We start from the raw sequence: 5,518 nt of genomic DNA, 5'->3' as shown, positions 1-5,518 counted from the left end.
GAATATGCAGCGTGGGCTTTTGCGAGCGGATCAGCCGGTCGACATTGTGCAGCCAGCCATTGTGCGAACGCATGTCGCGCCGCGAAAGCAGTTTCAGCCCCTCGATCGGTGCCGTCGCGAACAGCCGATCGAGCTCGGCGGCGACCATATCGTCCCACAGATGAATTTTCCCGTCGGCGTGCGCGATCTTGTCCTGATTGCCCCAAGGGATCGGAATGTCGAGCATCACGCCGTGCGGATGGTCGCGCAGCTTGTCGATCGACCAGTCGCCATGCAGGCCCGCCGGCCCCTGCCGGATAGCACCGTCGAGCACTTCGAGCGGGCGGAGCTGCCCGCCCGCTGCCTGCGCCGCGACCTCACCGGGCGAGGCGGCAGGCATCCGCAGCCCCATCCGCGCCAATATCTCGCAGAAGGTATCGAACTCGCTCCGCGCTTCGCCGACCGGCGGGATCACCGGCTCGGCATATTGCAGGAAGGGCTGCACCATGCTCATGAACGGCACCATCGGCAGGTCGGCGCGCTCGTAGAAGGTCAGCCCGGGCAGCACATAATCGGCGTAGGAGCCAGCCTCGTTGATATAGAGGTCGAACGACACCGACAGCTCGAGCTGTTCGAGCCCGCGCCGCAGCCGCTCGCCGCCCGGCGCCGCGAGCAGCACATTGCCGCCGAGCGAGAGCAGCGCGCGAACCTTGCCCGGACCGGGTTCGAGGATATCGTCGGGCATCACCGCCGAGGGCAGGAATTGCGTCACGCTCGGGAAATTGCCGACGCGGCTGCGCACCTCGTCATAACCGCCCGTCGTCGCGCGGTCGCTGCCCGCCAGCACCGGGGTCGCAAAGGTGCTGCCGCCTTCGTGGCCGAAGGTCCCGCCGACCATGTTGAGCGCCGACAGCAGGAAATTGGCGAGCGTCGCATGCGGCCCGCGGCAGATGCCGACACGGCCATAGCACACCGATTTCGGGCTGGCGGTGAGGCGGCGCGCGAGCCCCTTGATCGTCTCGACGGCGATCCCCGTGCGCCGCGCGACATCGTCATAATCGATGCCCGCGAGCGCCACCCGTAGTTCCGGCCAGCCCGCGCAACGCTCCGCCAGGAAAGCCTCGTCGGCCAACCCCTCGTCGGCAAGCGTCTTGAGCATCGCCAGCATCAGCCAACAGTCCGAATTGGGCTCGATCGCGACATGTTCGTAGCGCGCCGCGGTTTCGCTGCGCCGCGGATCGACGACCACCACGCCCCCGCGCGCCGCGACCGCGTCGAACTGCTGCCGGACGCGCGGGGTGAAGATCAGCGAGCCGTGCGAGATCAGCGGGTTGGCACCGAAGATGAGCATGAAATCGGCATTGTTGACGTCGGGCACGTCGATCGTCAGCGGGCTGCCATAGAGAATCCAGTTGGCGGTGAAGCGGGCATTGGTGTCCTGCGACCCCGCACCATAGATTTTCGTCGTGCCCAGCGCCTTCAGGAACATGCGGAACCCCGTCATGCCGTCGGTGGCATAGGCGGGCGGGTTGCCCTGGTAGCTCGCCACCGCGTCGGGGCCGTGCTCGGCGATGATTGTCGACAGCCGCGCCGCGATATCGCCCAGCGCTTCGTCCCAGCTTACCGGCTCGAACCGCCCCGGCGCGACGCGCTTCACCGGCCGCGTCACCCGGTCGGGGTCGTGCGTCACGCCATGATAGGCGATGCCCTTGACGCAGGCTTGCCCCTGCGACGACGGATTGTCGGGGTCGGGCCGCGCGCGCACGACCTTGCCGCCCTCGACCGTCGCCACCAGCCCGCACACTGCCGTGCAGATGCGGCAGAAAGTGACGTGATCGCCGTCCTCACCCGTTTCTGGTCGCATGGAGTCGCTCCAGTTAGTCGTTCGGTTAGAGCTTTTCACTCTTTTCGTCGACTGTCCAGATTCTTCAAAATGTAAAGTCGATCAATATCGCCCTAAATCCCCATAAAGCGCCATTTCATGTGCGACGAGCACCGGAAATAATTAATCGATTGGTTGACACAGCTTGCCATTTGATCGAAATTGCCTCGCGAAAAAGGCCGAAGGCGGCACAGGCGAGAGGATCGATCGATGGCAGACGTCAAAGACTATGCGGTGGAAGAGTTCAGCCAGCACGACCGCGCGCTGATGCAGCGCCCCTACGACTTCTACGACAAGGTGCGCTCGGGCGGTTGTCCGGTCGCCCGGTCGGAACAGCTCGGAGGTTTCTGGTACACCACCAACTATGCCGCGACGCGCCGCGTCTACGACGATTTCCGGACCTTCAGCTCGGCCGACGGCACCGCGCTGCCTAAGCAGCCGCTGGCGCTCTACCCGATCGACCTCGATCCGCCGCAGCAAACCCGGATGCGCAAGCTGCTCAACCCGATCTTCCTGCCCGATGCGATCCAGAAATATCGTCCGCGTTTCGAGGCGATCATCACCGAGTTGCTCGACGCGATCGCGCCGACCGGCGAGGCCGAATTGCAGGAACAGCTCGTCCGCCCGACGCTCGCGACGGTGATCATGCCCTTCCTCGGCGTACCGCGCGATGATTGGGACACGCTGTCGTTCAAAATCGATTTCCTGACCCGGATGCGCGTCGAGGATCCCGAAACCTGTGGCCAATATGGCCTCGAACTCAGCCAGTATCTCTACGAATTCGCCGCACGGCGGCGCCAGTCGCCGTCCGAGGACGATCTGATGCAAACGCTGATCGACGCCCGGATCGGCGACGAAGCGCTGACCGACGACGAGATCGTCGGTATCGCGACTTTGGTGCTGTTCGGCGGTCTCGACACGACCAGCGCGGTCGCGGGCATGTCGCTCTGGTATCTGATCGAACATCCCGAAGAGCGCGCGCGCCTACTGAACAACGAGATCGACTTCCCGACCGCGCTGCAGGAATTTGTGCGCTATGCCTCGCCGATCCAGGGCCTGCGGCGCACCGTCACGCGCGACACCGAGCTTGAGGGGTGCCCGCTCAAGGCCGGCGACTATGTGATGGCGATGAACGGAGCGGCGAACCACGACCCAGGACATTTCGCCGACCCCAATGAGGTCCGCTTCGACCGGCCGGTCCGCACCGAGCACGACCATCTCGGCTTTGGCGGCGGCGCGCATATCTGCATCGGCCAGCATTTCGCCAAGGTATTGCTCGAAATGATGATCCGCTCGATCTTCGATCGCCTGCCCGACCTGCAGATCCGGTCGGATTTCCAGCCAGACTTCGCGGTGGGGGAATCGCGGGTGCTCAAGACCTTGCCGGTCACCTTCCGCGCATCCTGACCATGTTCTAGGGTGGGTCCGCGACCCGCGCTCCCACCCTGTCGACAGGATCATCATGTGCTGAAGCTGACCCCCGAAGAATCCGCCTTTCAGGGCGACGTCCGCGCCTTTTTCGCGCGCGATTATCCTGAGCATGTCATCGCGAAGAACAAGGCGGGGCAGCGGCTGACGAAAGAAGACCATGTCGATGCGCAGCGCGCGCTCAACGCACGCGGCTGGTTCGGCGTCGGCTGGCCGCGTGCGGTCGGCGGCACCGGTTGGACGCCGATCGAGCGCTACATTTTCGACCAGGAACTCGAATTCGCTCATGCCGCGGGCATCATCCCGATGGCGGTCATCTATATCGGTCCGATCATCGCCGCGTTCGGATCGGAGGCGCAGAAGGCCGAATGGCTGCCCGCGATCCTCGAATCGCGCTGTTTCTGGGCGCAGGGCTATTCGGAACCCGAGGCGGGGTCCGACCTCGCCTCGTTGCGCTTCTCGGCGGTGCGCGACGGCGACGATTATATATTGAACGGGACGAAGATCTGGACCTCAGGCGCGCTATGGGCCGACTGGATCTTCTGCCTCGCGCGCACCAGCCGCGAGGAGCGCAAGCAGCAGGGCATTTCGCTGATCTGCGCCCCGCTCGACCTGCCGGGCATCCGGGTCCACCCGATCCGCCTGATCGACGGGTCGGACGAACTCGCCCGTATCGAATTCGACAATGTCCGCGTGCCCGTCACCAACCGTATCGGCGACGAGGGGCAGGCCTGGCATTATGCCAATGTCCTGCTCAAGACCGAGCGCCTGTCCTACGCGCATATCGGGTCGAAGAAACGCGACCTCGCGAAGCTGCTGGAGGAAGCCGCGAAGCTGCCCGCGCGCAGCGGCGGCACGATGGACCGCGACCCGGCCTTCCGCCTGGCCCATGCCCGCGTCGAGGCGCGGCTCGCAGCGATCGAGGCGTCGATCCTGCGGGCGCTCCGCGGCGAGGTATCGATGGCGACCGCCGCTGCGCTCAAGATCGCCTGTACCGAATGCGCGCAGACGATCACCGAACTCGGAATCGATCTCGCTGGGCGGCACCGGCTGCCGATGCTCGAGCGCGATAGCGCCGACTGGGCGGCGGCAGCACCCGCAGTTGGCCCCTTCGGCCCGGCTGCGGTGCAATCCTATCTCTTCGAACGCGCGCAGACGATCTATGGTGGATCGACCGAGGTGCAGAAGAATATCATCTGGCGTTCGCTGGCGGGAATGGCGCGATGAGCGCCGCTCTGTCCGAAGCCGAACAGGCGATGCTTCGCGACGCCGTGCGCGCCTTTCTGGTGAAGGAGGGCGCGCCGCGATGGCCCGATTTCGCCGACCGCCTCCGCATAGGTTCGGCGCTGCTCGATGCGCAGCAAGGCTCCATCATCGCCGAGGAAATCGGACGTGCGCGGGCGCATTTGCCCTTCGCCGAGGTGGCGACGGCGGCGTGGCTGCTGGATCATTGCGGCGCCACTGCCCTGCCCGCCGACAAGGTGGCTACGCTCGCTTGGGCCGAGCCGGGCCTCCGCTATGATTTCGCAGGCATCGAAACGCGCGCGCGGCGCGACGGCGACGGCTGGCGTCTCGACGGAACCAAGGCGGTGGTCGGCTGGGCCCCTGAGGCCGATACCGTCCTTGTCGCCGCGCGCACCGGCGACGAGGGAGTGTCGCTGTTCCAAGTCAATTCCGCCAGGACCGAAGGCCTCCGGCTGTCGCCCTATCGGACGATCGACGGCCACCCCGCCGCCGACCTGATCTTCGAGAACCACACCCTTGCGGCTGACGCGCTGATCGGCCCCGAAGGCGCGGCCATCGACCTGCTCGAAGAGGCCCGCGACCGCGCGCTCGCGCTGCTCGCGGCCGAGGCGGTCGGGCTGCTCGACAGCCTGCTCGAACAGACGATCGCCTACACCGGTCAACGCCGCCAGTTCGGCCAGCCGATCGCGGGTTTCCAGGCGCTCCAGCACCGCATGGTCGACATGTATCTCGAATGCGAGCTCGCGCGCTCGTCGGCGTGGCTCGCGATGGAGGCGCTCGACAAAAGCGCGGCAGCGCGCGCCCGCGCCGTGTCGAGTGCGATGGTCAATGTCGCGCGCGCCTGCCGCTTTGTCGGGCAACAGGCGATCCAGCTGCACGGCGGCATGGGCATGACCGATGAGCTGGCGATCGGCCATTATGTGAAGCGCGCGATGGCGATCGAAGTCCTATGGGCGGACGCCGACTGGCACCTCGCCCGGATCG

3 protein-coding genes and 1 pseudogene are annotated in these 5,518 nt (G+C 65.8%); 3 read left to right on the top strand and 1 reads right to left on the bottom strand.

Annotated elements, in window-relative coordinates; all coding sequences use genetic code 11:
• Positions 1–1,843, bottom strand: a 1,843-nt coding sequence (locus ASD67_RS14660; RefSeq protein ID WP_162248590.1) for a molybdopterin-dependent oxidoreductase, incomplete at its 3' end; no start/stop codon positions are given.
• A gap of 228 nt (positions 1,844–2,071) precedes the next feature.
• On the opposite strand from ASD67_RS14660, the gene ASD67_RS14655 reads away from it, so the two are divergent.
• From ASD67_RS14655 to ASD67_RS24035, 3 genes and pseudogenes are all read left to right on the top strand, one after another.
• Complete coding sequence (locus tag ASD67_RS14655; RefSeq protein WP_056348683.1) at positions 2,072–3,268, top strand: cytochrome P450; 1,197 nt, start codon at positions 2,072–2,074, stop codon at positions 3,266–3,268.
• A gap of 57 nt (positions 3,269–3,325) precedes the next feature.
• Complete coding sequence (locus tag ASD67_RS14650; RefSeq protein WP_056348679.1) at positions 3,326–4,516, top strand: acyl-CoA dehydrogenase family protein; 1,191 nt, start codon at positions 3,326–3,328, stop codon at positions 4,514–4,516.
• A pseudogene (locus ASD67_RS24035) lies at positions 4,513–5,518 on the top strand (acyl-CoA dehydrogenase family protein); the annotation flags it as partial. The gene ASD67_RS14650 and the pseudogene ASD67_RS24035, both read left to right, overlap by 4 nt.

Source organism: Sphingopyxis sp. Root1497, from assembly GCF_001427085.1.
Lineage (GTDB): Bacteria > Pseudomonadota > Alphaproteobacteria > Sphingomonadales > Sphingomonadaceae > Sphingopyxis.
The sequence above is the reverse complement of the archived record's forward strand: the minus strand, read 5'-3'. Positions and strand labels throughout refer to the sequence as shown.

Excerpts from the sequence above, each read along its gene's own strand:
- ASD67_RS14655 (WP_056348683.1), top strand. The coding sequence starts at position 2,072 with ATGGCAGACGTCAAAGACTATGCGGTGGAAGAGTTCAGCCAGCACGAC.